The 15,641-nt window shown below is 59.9% G+C and carries 8 protein-coding genes; 6 read left to right on the top strand and 2 right to left on the bottom strand.

The annotated features are described in order from the left end of the window. Positions 1-280: 280 nt before the first annotated feature. Positions 281-808 carry a hypothetical protein gene (locus VNM72_06440; GenBank protein ID HXF05038.1) on the bottom strand — a complete coding sequence of 176 codons (528 nt, stop codon included), beginning with the start codon at positions 806-808 and terminating at the stop codon, positions 281-283. 1,182 nt (positions 809-1,990) lie between these two features. Between VNM72_06440 and VNM72_06435 the strand changes: the two genes are divergently transcribed. From VNM72_06435 to VNM72_06415, 5 genes are all read left to right on the top strand, one after another. Then, positions 1,991-3,085 (top strand): VCBS repeat-containing protein, encoded by a 1,095-nt coding sequence (locus VNM72_06435; GenBank protein HXF05037.1) that lies wholly within the window; start codon positions 1,991-1,993, stop codon positions 3,083-3,085. Between the two features lie 743 nt (positions 3,086-3,828). Then, positions 3,829-4,260 carry a hypothetical protein gene (locus VNM72_06430; GenBank protein HXF05036.1) on the top strand — a complete coding sequence of 144 codons (432 nt, stop codon included), beginning with the start codon at positions 3,829-3,831 and terminating at the stop codon, positions 4,258-4,260. A 432-nt stretch (positions 4,261-4,692) separates the two neighbouring features. Beyond that, positions 4,693-5,262, top strand: coding sequence for a hypothetical protein (locus VNM72_06425; GenBank protein HXF05035.1), 570 nt, complete (start codon positions 4,693-4,695; stop codon positions 5,260-5,262). A gap of 194 nt (positions 5,263-5,456) precedes the next feature. Continuing rightward, positions 5,457-10,628, top strand: a complete 5,172-nt coding sequence (locus tag VNM72_06420) for an AAA domain-containing protein (protein ID HXF05034.1) — start codon at positions 5,457-5,459, stop codon at positions 10,626-10,628. 505 nt (positions 10,629-11,133) lie between these two features. Beyond that, a complete protein-coding gene (locus VNM72_06415) occupies positions 11,134-11,691 on the top strand; it encodes a hypothetical protein (GenBank protein ID HXF05033.1) in 558 nt (185 codons plus the stop codon). Positions 11,692-12,666: 975 nt separating this feature from the next. Here VNM72_06415 and VNM72_06410 read toward each other — a convergent pair. After that, positions 12,667-13,392 (bottom strand): hypothetical protein, encoded by a 726-nt coding sequence (locus VNM72_06410; GenBank protein ID HXF05032.1) that lies wholly within the window; start codon positions 13,390-13,392, stop codon positions 12,667-12,669. Between the two features lie 214 nt (positions 13,393-13,606). On the opposite strand from VNM72_06410, the gene VNM72_06405 reads away from it, so the two are divergent. Beyond that, a partial coding sequence (locus VNM72_06405; protein HXF05031.1) for a CHAT domain-containing tetratricopeptide repeat protein occupies positions 13,607-15,641 on the top strand: 2,035 nt, incomplete at its 3' end.

Here is a 15,641-nt window from a genome sequence, read left to right as displayed (position 1 = left end):
AAAGGAGGGAAGAGAAATGCGCTTCACCATCCCTGATATAACCTCACGATTGTGGGGCTGGCCCGACCGATATCGTCGGCCACGACGGCACGGGAGGACCGTCCCCTTTTTGCTGATACTCGGAGCAGCAACTTGGGTGCTCTTCGGACAGCCGACCAGAGGACCCAACCTAGCCGTCTTAGCATTAGCCCAAACCGTTAGTTGTACCGTGTCCACTGGGGTCACTATTAGCGGTACTACGATCACGGGCACAGTGCATGATGACACCATTGATTGCTCCTCATCTACGAGCAACCTCACGATCAATGGCCTCGCTGGCGAGGATAAGATCACGGGCGGCAGCGGCGACGACACGATTGACGGCGGTCCTGGCAACGACAACAAGATCGATGGTGGTCCTGGTGATGACGTTATTCGTGGCGGCGCAGGGAACGATCAGGAGATCAGAGGCAGCGAGGGAAACGACCAAATCTTTGGTGACGCTGGCAACGATAATATCTACGGCGACAGCGGTGACGATACGATTGACGGCGGAGCCGGCAATAACGAGATTTGGGGCGGCGATGGCAGTGATACGATCACCGGTGGGAACGGTAATGACAACATCCGCGGAGAAGCTGGCAACGACACGATCTTCGGACAAGGTGGTAATGATCGGATTCAGGGCGGCGACGGCGGCGACATTCTGCATGGTGAGGGCGGCACGGATGATCTCGATGGTGGGGCGGGGAGTGATTGCCTCACTGGAGGAGAGGGTATAGATACGCTCACTGGCGGCGAGGGCGATGATTCGCTCTCCGGAGGACAAGGTAACGATACGCTCTATGGTGGTAATGGCGACGATAAGCTCAAGGGGGGTGTTGGGGCCGACAGCTTATACGGACAAGATGGGAGCGATATCTTTGATAACAGCGATGATTCCTCAGAGTACAAGGACGGCTCGGCTCAAGATAGTGTGGCCAATGTTACCATCTTTTGCGAAAGCGTGAGCGTTTGCGGTAATGGTCTGCTCGAATTGGGCGAGGCGTGCGATCTCGGATCAAGCAATGGACAGCTAGGCTCTTGCTGCACATCCTCTTGCCAGTTTGCAAGTAGTACCACTCTCTGTCGTGCGGCTGGGGGACAGTGTGATGTCGCTGAATACTGCACGGGATCGAGCGCCCAGTGTCCGGCGGACCAGTTGAAGTCACAGGGCACCGTTTGTCGTGAGGCTGCGGGGGCATGCGATGAGGCCGAGGCCTGCACGGGATCGAGCGCCCAGTGTCCGGCGGACCAGTTCAAGCAAAATGGCACGCCCTGCAACGCTGACAGTAACGGGTGCACGCAGAACGATTCGTGTCAGAGTGGGGTTTGCGTAGCCGGCAGCCCGCCCAATTGCGACGATGGTTTAAGCTGCACCACTGACACATGCCAGTCAACGGGTGATAGCACATATAAGTGTCAGAATCAGATCAACTCGGGGAGTTGTTTGATCGGGAACACATGCTACACGAGCGGGGAGAGTGACCCCCACAACGAGTGTCAAGCCTGTAATCCGGGCCAGTCACAGACCTCGTTCACCAGCAAGCCGAATGGCACGGCCTGCACCGATGATGGGAAGACGTGTACTGAGGACGTGTGCCAGGCCGGCTCGTGCACCCATCCGATCCAGTCGGGGAATTGTTTGATCAACGAGACATGCTACACGAGCGGACAGAGTAACCCCCAGAACGAATGTCAAGCTTGCACTCCAGGTACGTCCCAGACCTCGTTCACCAATAGGGCGAACGGAACGGCCTGCACCGATGATGGGAAGACGTGTACTGATGATGTTTGCAGCAACGGTTCGTGCAGCCATCCGCTGAAGAGTGCGGGGACCCCCTGTCACCCTGGAGATGATTGCCAGGCGAGTGAAGAATGTACGGGCCAGAGCCCAGATTGCCCATTTCCCGACAACGACGGCGATGGCGTGAGAAATGCATGCGACTCATGTCCGACGACGCCGGGCGGGATGTGCCAGAACCTGATGACGGTGGGAGCTGTTTCTTTCTCCCTGACAAGCGGACAGGCGTCGCGGACCGAAGGACTGGGCGAGGCGCTTGAGACCGCCAATAACATGGGAGTGCTCGTCACCGACTATGCCAATGACCTGGTGTGGGTCTACCTGGGCAAGGGGGATGGAAGATTTCAACGATTCCGCTTCTACGCCGTGGGCCAGGGTCCGATCGCTCTGGCGGTCGGCGACATCAACCAGGATGGGAAGACAGACTGGGTGGCGGCCAATTACCTCTCCAGTACCTTGTCGGTGGCTCTCGGAAACGGCGATGGCACATTTGGTCGGGTTTCCACGCTTTCCCTGAATGAGGGCGAGAATCCATCCTCCCTGGCGATGGGCGATTTCAATGGAGATGGCCGACTCGATGTGGCCGTCGCCAACTTCGTCTCGAACAACGTCACGGTTCTGCTCGGCCGGGGAGATGGCCGATTCCACGAAGCGTTGAGCATCCCTCTTCTTGGTCAGGGGCCGAGTGCGATTGTGACGGCCGATTTCAACCTCGACGGCGCCCTTGACCTCGCCGTGACGAACATGCTCTCAAACGAAGTCTCACTCCTCTTCGGCGACGGAAAAGGGACGTTCGGAGAAGTTGAACGAATTCCTGTGGGAGAGGCCCCGGTGGCGCTGGCTGTCGCCGACTTTAATCGGGATGGTCGTCCTGATCTAGTCGCAGCAAACTTCAACGGGGATGGGCTGTCGCTTCTGCTCTCACGATCAGGAGTCTCTCGGTCCCTCATCTTCACTCGCACTGAGATTTCGCTTAGTGAGAATCCGGTGGCCCTGGTAACCGGAGAGTTTGTTCGAGAGACGCCGGGAATTGCCACGGTACATCTCTCCCTGGGCGAGGTTTCGCTCGTTCACGTGCAGCAGGGACAGGTCGTGCAACGAAATGTTCGAAGAATGTCAGTGATGACTCCCAATCCAACCTCGCTTACTCTTGGGGATTTCAATAATGATGGTCTGCTCGATGTCGTTGTCGTGGGGTCGCCCCTGGGAGAGCTGACCGCGCTGCTAGGTAAGGGTGATGGGACCTTCATCCTTAAGCGGTGAACGACGGAAAAGCCCCCGGCACGGGTCTCTGGCTCGCGCAGGGGGTAGCGCTATGCGTCTCAAGGCAAGCGTGGGGGGATCAAGACAACGCGGTATGCGAAGAACTGATGGGTAATCGGAGCCGGCCCGGCGCCTTGCCGGGACTGACCGGGCTGGCACGACATATCCTCAGAGCACCTTGGGGCCGCCCTGATCCCGGAACGTTCACCATACCCCGACGACAAGTTGGCGTCTCTTGACGCCCATTCTCGGTCATTCCGGATTGTGCCTGCAGTCGCAGGCGATCGAGTCTCACCCGAGGGCGAATCCGCAGGTTGAGGTCGAGGTATTCCCTAGCGAGCCTGCAAATCCGCCGGTTTGTCGGATTACAACCGTTCCCAACACCGGTTGACCGATCCGGTACTGAGCCTGCGGCAGTGGGCGATTGAGCCCCAAGAGGACTGGCGCCCGACAATTCCTCCCAGGTCCCCGAAGGGGGCGACCCCTCCGGTCGCCGTTCGCATGCCCGGCAACACCTGGTGTGATTCAACCGCATGGGCCGCCCGCTCGCGCGGGTTCGCGTGTGGAATGGGTTTGATCTCGAACGGTCCTGGGGGATCGCTTGCGCTCGCCCCAGGCTAAATTTGGACCGCCTCCGTCGAGGGGAGAATTTTGCGGAACCTTCACGGCCGACTAAACCTTTTCCCGCATTTTCTGTCTTTTCTCGGGTGGAAGCGGTACGAAAACTTTCGAGGAGGTGGACGATGATCACGAGACGGAGAACATTGATGGCTGTGACCCTCGGCACGCTCCTGACGGCGAGCGTGGCTTGGGCTCAGGACAGTCGAAACTACTGGGGATCCTCTTACCGGCTGGGCTCTTCGACCTTCACCACGCTTTACGGGAGTAATGGGAGCATGATCTCAGGGTCCTCACACGAGGTGGGATCGCTTACACTCTACAGCTTCTCGGACAACACCGGTCGCTCGATCTGGGGCTCTTCCTATCGGAGCGATCCGCTGACCTTCTACAGCTTCTTTGCAAACGACGGTAGTTCAGTCAGAGGGATGACGCAGCGGCTCGGTTCGTTCACCTTTTATAGTTTCACGGGCAATGACGGAAGCTCGCTGACGGGGTCGTCGCATCGGTTAGGTTCGCTGAGCCTCTACAATTTTTCTCTCCGCCTTCGACAGTAAAGGAAAGTCCACTGCGGGATGCGTTCGGCGCCTTGGGGCAATGTCGGATGCATCCCCCAGCCAATGGCATCTGTGACCATGCAGGAGAGAACCATCAGGCTTAGAACGTATGACGCTTATGAGCAGGGCCCAAGGGGCTATCTCAAGCGGTGCTTCAATTGCGGCGAGACGATCTATCTCTGGCGGGGAGCTGATGGGAAGTGGCGACCTTACGAATCGTGGATCAGCGGAAACGCTTCTGAAGGTGAGTGGATTCTCCATAGCTGTATTGAGAGGGGGCTTCCAAGGATGGTGTTGTGAGTCCCTGGGCGTCATGAACCACTACTAAGGGCGCGCCCGCGTCCTGAATTCCCGTGAGCCGGAGCCCATATTCCTTCACCCTCGCGGCGGCGGCTCACGGGCCATTGACTCCAACGTGAAGGAGAGACGTTTATGAGGAGATTTGCATTTCTCAGCTTCTTCCTCTTAGCGATGGCTGCCATAGTCGCAAGTGACCGTCCAATGTATTCCGAGTCGTCGGTCAGAACGCCTGCGCTCCTTCAAGCCAACAGGGGGAAGGACCTGAAAGCAGAGGGCATCTCGGAGAACATCTTCGAGCTGTGTCAGGCCTTGACCCAGGAACAGCCGCTCCAGCCCTCTACAGAGACATCTACCCGTCAGGTCAACTATCTGCTTCGCGGTGACTACATCTTCTCCTCAACGGGGGCTTCGTATGATTTCGGCCGCACTAATGTCCAGAGCGCCATTGGCATCTTCACCTTCGATGGCAGTGGCAACTTCACGGGGGTTCAGCAATCGCGGACGCTCTTCACGGGGACGCAGACCTTCAGGTTCGGCGGGACATACACGGTGGATTCCAGCGGCGCGGGGTTCTTGTTCTACCTCTACCCGACTCCGCAAACGCACACCATCATCGTCATCAAAGGCGGTGACGCCTTCTTCTTCGTGGACGTCAATAGCTCGAACTTTCGGGAGGCCGGTTATGCCCGTCGGCTCAATTAACGTGTGCGCGTTAGGCTGCGGCGGCGAAGGGTTGAGGCGTCGTCCCAAGGGTAGTCCACTGTCCTTCGGCCAGGCCGCGCGGAGAAAGGGCAAGCCGCGAAAGAGGCTTGAAGATACCTTGCCGCAAGGTTGTTCCCCCTTCCTCGATTCGAGGTGGTGGGATAAAACGAGACGGAGAGAAGGAGGAATGTGAGATGCTTATGGCAGCGCACGAGAGGACGAAGCGACTTATTCGATTCCTCAAAGAATACGCGGCCATCCGTTTCCCTCCCACCCGCGACCTCGATCGTGTGGGCTGGAAGCTGTGGCTTGAGGAACTACCCGCGCATTCGAGCATCGCCGTGCTTCGCATCACCGCTGATGATGGGCGAGAAGACGAGGGGAACGATGGCCCAGAGGTTCTCATGCGCATTCGTCGGCCGCGTCTCTCCCGACCGCCCGCGCTTCTGCCTTCCCTCGAAGGCTGGCTGGAGGGTCCGTATGACGACCCCCTCAAAGAACCTGGAGTGCTCACCGAGCGGAGCATCTCCGATCCGGACGGTACCTCCCGTGTCGAGCGTTTCGAGCAAAACCCAGACCGCGTTCGCGATTGGCACAATTGGCGTGAGCGCTGGCGCAACTGGGCCCAACAAGAGCAACCGGCTCGCAAGGCGATGGAGATTTACGAGCGCTTTTACGAGCTTTACGCCGAATTGCAACGCGAGGGAGAACGCTATGAACTGGCGTTGGCCGACGGCATCCTGTTCTGGCGGTGGAGCGATGGATCACAAGAACGATCCATCCATTTCCCACTGCTCGTGATGCCCGTACAACTGGAGTTCAAGCCGGATGTCCCCGAGTTCATCATTCGGGAGACCGATCGCAACCCCGAACTCCGTACCACCATCCTGCGCGACGCGCCGCTCACCAACCCAACGGTGCTTTCCTCCATCCACGAGGAAGTCACACAAGGTGCTCGTTTCCTCCATCCCCTTGAGGGACCCAATACGACGGCATTTCTCAAAAGCCTGGCACCTCGCCTTGCTCCCGATGGCGAATTCACCGATGAGCCCGTCGAGCCGCAGAAGGTCTCCGGCCCTCACCCGCCACGAATCTGGCGCTCACCTGTATTGTTGCTCTTGCCGCGCACGCAAGGCTATATGCGGGCCGTGGAGCGGGTGATTGAGGACCTCGAACGGCGCGACGATCCTCCGGCAGCGTTGTGTTCGGTTGTAGGCGTTCAGCCTGAGGAGCCAAGGGATGATTCCTCCGATCTGCATCCACAGAAAAACGATCTCGGCATCCTGCGGGACATCTTTTTCACCAAGCCCTGGAATCATGAGCAACTTCAAATCGCCGCGCGCCTCAAGCGCTATGGATGCGTTCTCGTTCAAGGCCCTCCGGGGACGGGCAAGACTCATACCATCGCCAATCTGATCGGGCATCTTTTGGCCGAGGGCAAGTCGGTGCTCGTGACCGCCTATACCTCCAAGGCGCTGCGCGTCGTGCGCGAGCACATCTCTCAACCGCTGCGCCCGCTCGCCGTGTCGGTCCTGGACGACGATCTCGCCAGTCGCCAGCAGTTAGAAGAAGCCGTCATGGCCATCACAAACCGATTGAACGAGGATCCCTCGTCTTTGCACCGACGAGCAGATAACCTGACAAAGCAACGAGAGGAACTGCTCCGCGAGATCGCCAGTCTGCGAACCCGGCTGGTCGAGGCCATTGGCAGCGAATATCGCCCGATTGTCATCGCCGGTCGAGAATATGCTCCGTCAGAGGCGGCTCGTCACGTCGCCGAAGGCGTGGGGCAGTATGACTGGATTCCGGAGCCTGTTGAGCCAGGAGCACCTTTGCCGCTCAGCGCGGCGGAACTCGCCGAACTCTATCGGCTCAACCGCGATTTGCCGGAAGAGGAGGAGCGCGAACTTCGCGCGGCGCTTCCTGATCCGAAGACGCTTCTCGACCCCGACCATTTCCAGGAACTGACGGATCTTCTGCGAGAGTCGCCCGAAGGCCACCACAAGGTGTGGTGGCACAAGGGGCCTGGACTACAGGACATCCCTGTCCTTGAAGGACTGGCAAATGCAGCTCGTGAGCTTGGAAAATTACTTTTGACCGCTGAGCAGTGGGAGCTGGTTATGATCGAATCATCAGAAGCGGCTCTGATTGACCGGCATCTGTTCAGCCCCGCCGAAGCGCTCCTGCAATTGCAGCGCGACAACGCTCACCTCCTCATCGCCCACCGACCCTCCCTTCCTTCCGATGGGACATGGGAAGAGCACGAGCAAACATCTAACAGGCTTGCCGAAACTGCGAAGCGACAGGGCGGGCGACTGTCATGGTGGGATACTCTCTGGCCTCCTCAGCATCGTCGCTTTGTCAAATCCGCGCGCGTCGCCTCCGGACAGCCCCGGATGGTCGAGCACTTCCAGGCGCTCGCGGCAGAGGCGGCGATCCAGAGGCAGCGCCAGCAGCTCCGTAACGCCTGGGGGTATCTCATCACTCAGCACGGCGGCCCTTCGGCCGATGATCTCGGTCCGCAGCCCGAGAACGAAATTCGCCAGCGTGCTTCGCGCATCCGCCGGCTGCTGTCGGTGAAGGAAGAAATTGCTCGTTTACAGGAAAGGCTTCTCCCGCTTGGCTTCCACTGGGATCGCGCTTGCGGAGAAATTTCGCTGCCGCAGGATGCGGAACACCGCCTGCGCGGACTCGGAGAGTTTCTGTCGGATGCCTTGCCCCGGGCCTTGACCGCCATGATCCTTCTTCTCCACCACCGCGATGCCAAGCAGCGCATTCAGGAAGCGAGGAATCGCCTCGGTGAACCCTCTCCCGGCACGGCCGCCGCAGCCCTCCGCGATGCGCTCGCCGGTCGTGACCCAGCCCGTTATCGTGCGGCCTACGCGCGGCTTTGCAAGCTCTACGAGAAATACGTCCACCTTCGACGCCGCGAGGAGTTGCTCGAACGGCTCTCCCGATTCGCTCCCGCCTGGGCCGAAGCCATTCGCGCGCGGCGCGGTGTGCACGGAGGTGATGCGCTTCCCGGTGATCCTGAAGCCGCCTGGCTCTGGCGACAACTGCATCAGGAACTCGTTCATCGTTCCGAGACGTCCATCCAGGAGATTCAAAACCGGCTTGAACAGTGCATGAAGCAACTTCACAGGATCACCGCCGAGCTTGTGAACTGCCGCACCTGGGCATATCGCATCGGGAAAACCACGCCGGAGCAAAGGCAAGCGCTCGTCGGCTGGCTGAACACGATGCGGCGACTGGGCAAGGGGACAGGTCGCTCGGCGCCGAGACTTCGAGCCGAAGCCGCGCGGCTACTCGCACGGGCGAAAGATGCCGTCCCCGTTTGGATCATGCCGCTTGCGCGCGTAGCTGAACAGATGGACCCTACCGCCACGTGCTTCGATGTCGTCATCGTGGACGAAGCGAGTCAGTGCGACCTCCTCGGCCTCATCGCGCTCTACCTCGGCGACCAGGTGGTCGTTGTCGGCGACCATGAACAGGTTAGCCCCGAGGGCGTAGGTCAGGAACTGCGCGCTATCGAGCGCCTTCAAGCCGAATATCTTCGCGGCATCCCCAATGCCCACCTCTACGATGGCCGGCGTTCCATTTACGATCTCGCGCGCGAATCCTTCGGCGGCGCGCTCATGCTGACGGAACACTTCCGCTGCGTGCCCGAGATCATTGCGTTCAGCAACAGACTCTGCTACGGCGGGCGCATCCGCCCGCTACGCGAGTCCGGCAGCGTGCCGCTCAAACCGGCGGTGGTTCCCCATCGGGTGAGGGGGACTGCCCATGCGAAAGTCAACGAGGAGGAAGCGGAGACGATCGCCGCGCTCATTCTCGCCATGCTGGATCATCCGACCTATGACGGGAAAACCATCGGCGTCATTTCCATGGTAGGGGATGAGCAGGCAAAACTCATCGAGCGCCTGGTGCGCCAGGTCTGCCTCAATGATCCTGAGCTTGAGCGCAAGCTGGAAGAGCGGAGGCTGCTTTGCGGCAACCCGGCTCAGTTCCAGGGCGACGAACGGGACGTCGTGCTCATCTCTCTCGTGGACGGTCCGAGTCCGGAAGGACCACTGCCCTTACGCAACGACGACCGGTTCAAACAGCGCTTCAACGTCGCCGCCAGCCGAGCCCGAGACCAGCTCTGGGTCGTCTACTCGCTCGATCCCGCCACCGACCTCAAAGAAGGCGATCTCCGACGAGAGCTGATCGAATTCGCACGGTGGGCGTATAAAAGTCCCGAAGAACTGCTCCACGGCATCGGCGCGGAAGCCGAACGAACCGAATCGCCTTTCGAGCGCGAGGTGTTGGAGTGGCTGAGCGCGAAAGGTTATCGAGTGCGCGCGCAGTGGCCCGTCGGATCCTATCGCATTGACCTTGTCGTCGAAGGCGAGGGTGGTCGCGTCGCCATCGAATGCGATGGAGATCGGTGGCATCCGATGGAAAAAATCCCGGAGGACCTCGAGCGACAGGCTGTACTTGAGCGTCTCGGCTGGCGCTTCATCCGCATCCGGGGATCGGAATTCTACCGGGATCGTGAAGCCACCATGGCGCGCGTTGTGCAAGAGCTGGGACGCCTGGGGATCCGGCCAAGAGGAAGATTCTCTGCTCCAGAAGACGAAGGCGATGACGCGCCGCCGCATCCGCTCGTCGAGGAGATTATCCGAATGGCCGAGAACATCAAAGCGGGCGAGCGGCCCGAAGCTATCGCCTCATGCCGGCCGGTTCACTCAGATGCGGGCACGTCTGAGCTGTCTCTTGCAGCTCCCCCCGCGCGACGCAGCACATCCAGGCCGGACATCCAACCCTCTTCCGGCGAAGGGCGACCCGCCGTACCCGTTCAATCTATTGAGCTGTTCTCCTCAACTTCGCAGCCATGGGATAACTCTCATGCTGACCAGGAATCGCGGTCGCGAGGGCCTCTCAGCGCGGATGATCGCGAGGAGTTACGTGCCCTACTGCTTGCGGAACGCGACCGCCTCCTCAGCATCTACAGGAAACTTACGGAAGGCTTTCACCAGCTCCGAACCGAGGCAATTGAAGAACGTGACGTCATCGTCTACTCCAGCTCCAGGGCGAACACTAGCGCGAACACTTATGAGTTAGAGAAAGTCCTCGCCGTTTTGTCCCTTCTCGAGGAACAGATTCCCTCTCTGGAGGCCGCCCTTCGCCGGCTCGATACCGAAGACTATGGCATCTGCGCGCGGTGCCGCGAGCCCATCCCGATCGAGCGGCTGCGCGCAATTCCCTCGGCAGAGCGCTGCATCAAATGCCAGGCCCGGGTGGAAGCCGTAAGAGAGCGAAGGCGGGCTCAGGAAAAGGGAGACTCCCGGCAGGTTAAGGAGTTCTTTCTGTTGCCTGAGATGTAAGGATGGGAGACAACAAATACCGATGCATGACCTGCTTCGGAGGACAAATGAGCATTTGTCCTCGCCCGTGCAAGGAGGGACGTATGAGGAAATACGCTCCAGGACAATTTGCCACTGAATTTACACACGAAGCGCATGCATGTCGTGTGCCTCTGCCCGAATCTTGCGGGCGCTCCCAGGGGAAAATCGCTGTCGGTCTTTGCCTCCTTTTGGCTCTTGGCGCCGTTGGGATTTCTCAGCAACGCTCTTCCCTTCCAGTCACAAGGCTTAAAACTTCAAAATTCGAAAACTTCGGGGTCGGGCTTGCGTCTTGCGTAATTCTGCAGACAGAGGTTGGCAGGAGTTGTCCCAAACAAAAACCTAGGGAACTTCGGGGTCCTAGAGTTCACAATCCGTTTCAACGATACGCAAAAACGCGAGTCTGACCCCTTATACTCAGGTTGAATTTCTTAGATGCTTTTATGGAAAGATCAGGAATGCCAGAGGGAATAGGAGGTAACGAGCTATGAGGCATTCAGTTCCGGCAAGAGTAGACAGCAAGCTCCTACGAAGTTTAAGCAATATGCTGAAAGTGGCCAACACGTTCGTGAAAACGAGAAAGCTGGGTTCGATTCTGATCATCACGCAGGTTGCCGTTTCTTCGTTTGCTCAGAACGCGACCTTTGAGAAGGTTAAGTTTTTGGGTGGGACAGCCGAGTTTAAGCACAAATCTCGAATCGAAGTGGTTTTCGATGATCAAACCAAGAGTATCGTCCTCAGGCAGGATGAGAGAAGGACATCCTTCCCCTATACCTCAGTCACGAGGATCACCTATGGGCAAAACGTTCGCCGAAGAATCAAGGAAACAGTGATTCTTGGTGTGACGCTCATAGGGGTATTCGCGGCTCCCATTCTCCTCTCAAAGAAGCGTGAGCATCAAATCCTGATCGAGTATAAGGACGCAGAGAAGGCTGGCGCCGTTCTGCTTGAGGCAGACAAGAACCGATACCGTGCTTTGCTCGGGACTCTGCGAGTGAAAACGGGAGTGGAGCCAACAACCGAGGTGGAAGATAGCAAGAAGTGACGAGAAGGAGTTTTCTTCGGGGTCATTCTTCGGGGTCAGGCTTGCGTCTTGCGTAATTCCGCCTTGGGTGACAGGTGTTTTCCCACGCAAAAACGCAAGTCTGATCCCTAGTTGAGTTGTGTTATGACCCCTTGGTTATGTTAATCTTCATTGCTCGGTGCCCGCGTAGGCGGGCGAGCGAGTCTAGCCTAGGGCGAGCGAAGCGAGCCCTAGGACAACAGGCGCCCAGCCATTTCCCCGCAAGCCCCCGAAGGGGGCGACCCATCGGGCCACCCATCGCATGCCCGGCAACACCTGTGTGGTTCAACCGCATGGGCCGCCCGCTGACGCGGGCTTGGGGGAAGATATGGGGCGTCGCGTGTCCTGGGGTTCGCTGGCGCTCACCCCAGGCTAAATTTGGCCGCCCGCTGACGCGGGCTTGGGGGGAAATTTTTGTGGGCTTCCTGATCCTGGGGTTCGCTGGCGCTCACCCCAGGCTAAATTCGGCCGCCCGCTGATACGGGCTCGCACGCGGAAACAAGGTTTGATCTCAACGGGGTTCGCTTACGCTCACCCCAGGCTACGCTCGAATCGCCCGCTGACGCGGGCTCTTTGGCTGTCAAAATGGGTATTGCTTTGGGCGTCGCGTGGAGAGATAATTTGGCCAGCCGGAGGCGGCTCCGAAGGGTTGAAAAAGCCGTCCGGTCAAAGTGAGGATCGCAGGGAGATGTGTTTGGCGTGGCGGAGGAAGAACGGCCTTTCCGGGGAGCGCGGGCGTCTCAGACCTACCCGGCCCGGCCGGTAACGAGCCTGCCGGAGGCGCGCGCTCCCAGGGGCGCTAAACAGGTCCGTGGGGGGCTTCGGCATGAGGTCTCAAGCCAGAGCATTTCTCCCGCGTGCGCTTCAGGCGTAGCGCGCGGGTGGTTTTTTCGGAGGTGAGCGATGCGCGCTCGAAGGGGAGCAGCTTGGTTTTGCGTTGGTCTTGTGGCGTTGGCCCTAGTGTGGGCGGCGCCTATGGGTCGTTCGGGCGTTTGGCGTCAGACTGAGCAGGAGTCGTCGAAGGCTCCGCAGCAGGAGGGGGAGCTTGTCCTGGGGGCGCCGGTTGAGCGGGAGATGAGCGGGGGCGAGGCGCACGTCTATCGGCTGACGCTGGCGAGTGGGCAGTACGTGCGCGTGGTCGTCGCGCAGCGAGGGATTGATGTGGTCGTGCGGCTGTTTGGGCCTGACGGTCGGGAGATCGTCGAGATGGACAGTCCGACGGGGACGCAAGGGGCGGAGGTCGTCTCGCATGTGGCGGAGGAGGCGGGGGTCTATCAGCTTGAGGTGCGGCCGCTTGAGAAGGGAGCAGCGAAAGGGCGCTACGAGATTCGCATAGAGGAGTTGCGGTCGGCAAGCGAGCAGGATCGGATGCGCGTGGCGGCCGAGCGCGCGTTTGCGCAGGCCGTGTTGCTCAGCGCTCAAGGCACGGAGGAATCCCTTCGGCAGGCGATTGGGAAGTATGAGGAAGCGGGGCGGCTCTTCCAGGCTCTGGGGGATCGGCAGCAGGCGGCGATGTGTTTTCGGAATGTCGGCTTCTCCTTCATCCGTTTGGGTGAGTCTCGGAATGCCCTGGACTTCTTTCTTCGGGCGCTGCCGCTTTTTCAAGCTCTTGGAGATCGTCAGGGAGAAGGCATGACGCTGATTGGCCTTGGCCGGGTGTACGACGATCTTGGTGAGAAGCAAAAGGCCCTACAGTACTACACTCAGGCACTTCCCATCCTTCGAGCTGTTGGAAATCAGGCGGTGGAGGCCACGATGCTCGACATTATCGGCCAGGTGTACGCCGATCTTGGCGAGAGGCAGAAGGCGCTAGAGTACTACACTCAGGCACTTCCCATCTTTCGAGCTTTTGGAGATCGGGCCAAGGAGGCCACGACGCTCGGCAATATCGGGGGGGGTGTACTCTGCTCTTGGAGAAAGGCAGAAGGCGTTGGAGTACTTCAGCCAGGCGCTTTCTCTCCATCGGGCCGTTGGGAATCGGGCCGGGGAGGCCACGACGCTCGGCAATATCGGCTTGGTGTACAACGCTCTTGGCGAGAGGCAGAAGGCGCTGGAGTACTACAGCCAGGCGCTTTCTCTCCATCGGGCCGTTGGGAATCGGACCGAGGAGGCCACGACGCTCAACAATATCGGCCAGGTGTACGCCGATCTTGGCGAGAGGCAGAAGGCGCTGGAGTACTACACTCAGGCACTTCCCATCTTTCGGGCCGTAGGGGATCGGGCCGGGGAGGCCACGACGCTCGGCAATATCGGCTATGTGTACTTTGCTCTTGGCGAGAGGCAGAAGGCGCTGGAGTACTACACTCAGGCGCTTCCCATCTTTCGGGCCGTCGGGGATCGGGCCACGGAGGCCACGACGCTCAACAATATCGGCTATGTGTACTTTGCTCTTGGAGAAAGGCAGAAGGCGTTGGAACACTACGGCCAGGCGCTTGCCCTTCATCGGGCCATTAGGAATCGGGATGGGGAGGTTACAGTGCTTGGTGGTCTTGCCGTGCTCAAGCGGGGGCTTGGGGATCTGGCTGAGGCGCGCGCGCATCTGGAAGACGCGCTTCGGCTGTTTGAATCGCTGCGGGCTGCGGCTCCGGGGCCGGAGCTTCGCGCCTCCTTCTTCGCCTCGAAGCGGGGCTACTACGAGTTCTACATTGACCTGCTTTTGCAGTTGCACGAGCGGGAGCCGGGTCGAGGGCACGATCTTCGGGCATTTGAGGCGAGCGAGCGGGCGCGGGCGCGGAGCCTTTTGGAGCTGCTGGCGGAGGCGCGGATTGAGGTCACCTCGGGGATTGCTCCGGAGTTGAAGGCTCGGGAGCGGGCCATTCATGCGCGAATTGCGGGGATTCAGAGGGAGCTTCTTCGGGCTCATGCGCGGGCTCGTCCCAAGGCGCGAGAGATTGCCGCTTTGGAGGAAGCGCTCAAGCGGGCCGATGAGGAGCGGCAGCAGCTTGAGCTGGAGATTCGGCGGAGGCATCCGCGCTATGCCGAGCTGCAGTATCCGGAGCCGGTGGGGGTGCGGGAGGTGCAGGCTCGGCTGGATGAGCAGACGGCGCTTTTGGAATACGTGCTGGGTCGAGAGGGGGCAATTCTTTTCGTCGTCACGCGGGAGGGGTTTCAGGCGATTCGACTTGGGGCGGCGGAGGAGATTCGGGAGCGGGTGAGGAGGCTGCGGGAGGCGATTGCCGTGGGGCCGTTGCGGACGGCGTGGGGGAACTATGTGGTGAACGGGCGGCGGCTGTATCAGCAGTTGGTGGAGCCGGCGGAGAGGTGGCTGGCGGGCAAGCGCCATTTGCTCGTTGTGCCGGATGGGGCGTTGTACTACTTGCCGTTTGAGGTGCTGCTGACAAGTGGGGAACTGACGGTGGAGGATCCGCGTCGGCTGCCGTATTTGGTGCGGAGTTATGCTGTGAGTTATGTGCCTTCGGCGAGCGTGTGGGTGGGGTTGTGGAGGTCGGGGGAGGAGAGGCCGGAGAAGACATTCCTGGCGTACGCCGATCCGGTGTATGGGGAGGCGAGATCGGAGAGCGCGGTGGGGCGGGCGCTCAGCAGCGCGTTTGGAGAGTTGAGGAAGCTGCCGCCGCTGCGCTACAGCCGTCGGGAGGTGGAAGGGATTGCCAGGCTCTATTCGGCCGAGGAGGTGAAGCTGTATGTGCGGGAGCAGGCGAGGGAGGAGAACGTGAAGGGAGAGGCGCTGGAGGGGTATCGGTACGTGCATTTTGCCACGCATGGGGTGCTCAACGAGCAGGCGCCGTCGTATTCGGGGTTGGTGCTGACGTTGCCGTCGGGCAGTGAGGAAGGGCGGGAGGACGGGCTGCTGCAGGTGTACGAGGTGTTCAACCTGAAGGTGAGGGCGGAACTGGTGGTGCTGTCGGCGTGCGAGACGGGGTTGGGGCAGCAGATGCGGGGCGAGGGGGTGGTGGGGTTGACGCGGGGGTTTT

This window comes from Blastocatellia bacterium (assembly GCA_035573895.1).
Classification (GTDB): Bacteria; Acidobacteriota; Blastocatellia; order HR10; family HR10; genus DATLZR01.
Note: the sequence above shows the minus strand (reverse complement) of the source record. Positions and strands in the feature narration are given on the sequence as shown.